Below are 2,558 nucleotides of genomic sequence, written 5' to 3' on the forward strand. Positions count from 1 at the left end.
CCTGTTCCCTGTTCCCTAAAAGCGGTAAGATTTTTATACACAAATAAAATAGGATTGCTATATACAGATTTATGATTTTTAATCAACTAAAGGCAGAATAGAAATTCCTTTTTTGTACAATAACTCTCGCACATCAAGCATCAAAGGAAATACTTCTTGATTCCAGTCTTCTCCCTGAAGATTATAAGCTTTTTGTTCCATTTCAACAGCCCATTTATCTTCACTAAAAATAACCTGAGTAAAATAACGCATTAATGGCCATAAAAGATTGATTAATCCGGGAATTTTAGGTTTACGAATCATCAACATTCCAAAACTATGATTACTTTTTTGTTCTCGATCTACTGGAATATAAGCTACCCAAAGATTTAATAGTGGCTGTTCTGAATTTGGTGGGCAAACTGTTAAAGTTTGATAGGGATATTCTGTACGAATGGTAATAATATCAAAATCAGAATCTGCTGACTCTGACTCTTCTTTTCGTCCTGCTGCTAATACTAAATTAGCACTTGGATGGGGTTCTCCACTGAATTTATATTTAGCTTCTACCCAGTTTTCTCCTTTAGATGTTTCGAGAAGAGTTGGTTTGACTTTTCCCATAAATCTCCGATGTAAAAATTGATGATTCATATCCATTAAGTTTTCCTTCATAAATGAATAATGACAATTCAAACGACGGGAAAAATACATGGTTTTATATTTATTATTATCCCAATTTTTAATATTCGGTAAAGGTACAGTTTCAGCTAATTCTGTTTTTCCAGGAAAGACAAAAATATGACCATAAATTTCTTGACAAGGATAACTTTTTACTCCTTTTGGTAAGGGGCAACCTGTTGGTAAATAGTCAACTTTTGCGATTTTTCCTGTCTTATCGTATTGCCATCCATGATAAGTGCAAGTAATTTTATCTCCACAAACTACCCCCATACTCAGAAGAATTTGTCGGTGGGCACATCGGTCTTCCAGAGCAAAGATTTGATGAGATTTTGTTCGGACTAAAACAATAGGTTCTCCGCCAAAACTAACTGCGTGGGGTTTTTCTATTTTAACTTCTTTGGATTGGGCTAGGGGATACCAAAAGTTAGGATTTAAACCAACTTTTCTTAAGTCAAATGAGGATTTGCGATCGCAACTATTAGTTTGTAAATTATTAATTTTTTGATTAGTTTTAAACATCACTTATTTTCACTCTTTTTGATTTTTTAGACCACAAAAATTTTTTCTTAAAATTGCTCGGAAAAACAAGACTATAAAATCATACAATTTTCATCAAAATAATTAGCTATATTTGATACAATTATCATACCGTAGTGGATTGTTTCAGCTAAAACAGTGCATTAGAATTGTCATTGCGAACGACAGTGTTTGCGGAGCATTCCGTTAGGAAAGCAATCTCTAGTAGATTTCCTATTGCACCATTTAAGATGAAACAGTCCAGTAGGTTAGGTTAAACGACAGCGCAACCCAACAAAAACATCTGTAATGGTAAATAGATTGGCATAAATAATTAGTAAAATGGAAATTATTTAAAAATTCCAGAAGTAATTGAGATTGCTTTCCGTTCCGGAATGCTCCGCAAACCTTCCAATCCGTTCCAGTCGCAATGACATTTTATATCAAGTTGTAGTGATTAATCATAATATAAAAAGATGGCATACTCCCCAAGAGTCATCTTAAGATGACTTAAACTATTAGCCAAGGATTTCAATCCTTGGCGAACTTGGCGAACCTGATTGATAATTAGGAAAAAGTTTGGTAAGCATTCAGCTATTAGCTGTCAGCTCTCAGCTCTTATGAGGAGGTTTAAATGAATATAGACTTTACAGCCGACTTTGGTAGTAAGTATAAATTCTGCCTCAATCATTAAAGCTTTTATCTAAAACTAAAAGCAATAGCTGATAGCTGATAGCTGATGGCTGAATGCTTACAAAGTTTGAACTATGTTTTGGGTTAAGTTAGATAAATATCGGAGATTTAATACTGATGAATAAAGCAATAATTCAAACCATTGCTTCTACATTTCCTTTTTTGGAAAACCTAGATTCTGAAGCCAAAACAAATTTTATTAACGAATGTCAACACATCAGTTTGTCCCCCAGTCAATTTATCTGTTTAGAGGGAGATATTTGTCATCATTTGCCACTCATAATTTCTGGAAATGTTCGTGTTTACAAAATAGGAGAAAGTGGCAGAGAAATTACTCTTTATCATCTAGAAAAAGGTGATAGTTGTATTATGACGGCTTCTTGTATCATCAGTCAAAAAGTATTTCCGGCATTTGCCATTGCTGAGACTGAAGTTAAAGCTTTGATTATTCCTGCAAATAGCCTCAAAAAATGGGTGACACACAACACTATTTGGCAAGAATATATCTTTGGACTACTTTCCCAACGATTAGCTAATGTAATTGAAATAATTGAAGAAGTTGCTTTTCGTCGCATGGATTGTCGAATTGCATCATATCTTTTAAATAATGTCAATAGTCAGATAAAAACTTTACAGATAACCCACGAAGCGATCGCTCAAGAATTAGGCAGTTCTAGAGAGGTAGTTAG

At 33.8% G+C, this 2,558-nt stretch carries 2 protein-coding genes; one reads left to right on the top strand and one right to left on the bottom strand.

The window, feature by feature from the left end:
* Positions 1 to 78: 78 nt before the first annotated feature.
* On the bottom strand, positions 79 to 1,179 hold the full coding sequence (locus tag AC3DU7_RS30935) for a Rieske 2Fe-2S domain-containing protein (RefSeq protein ID WP_488043066.1): 1,101 nt from the start codon (positions 1,177 to 1,179) through the stop codon (positions 79 to 81).
* Positions 1,180 to 1,986: 807 nt separating this feature from the next.
* Here AC3DU7_RS30935 and AC3DU7_RS30940 point away from each other — a divergent pair.
* Positions 1,987 to 2,558 (top strand): Crp/Fnr family transcriptional regulator (locus AC3DU7_RS30940; protein WP_488043067.1); only part of this gene is annotated, 572 nt, incomplete at its 3' end.

Source organism: Okeania sp., from assembly GCF_983059655.1.

What these genes read in the sequence shown, in the direction of transcription:
- AC3DU7_RS30935 (WP_488043066.1), bottom strand. Translation starts at nt 1,179, where the DNA reads ATGTTTAAAACTAATCAAAAAATTAATAATTTACAAACTAATAGTTGC.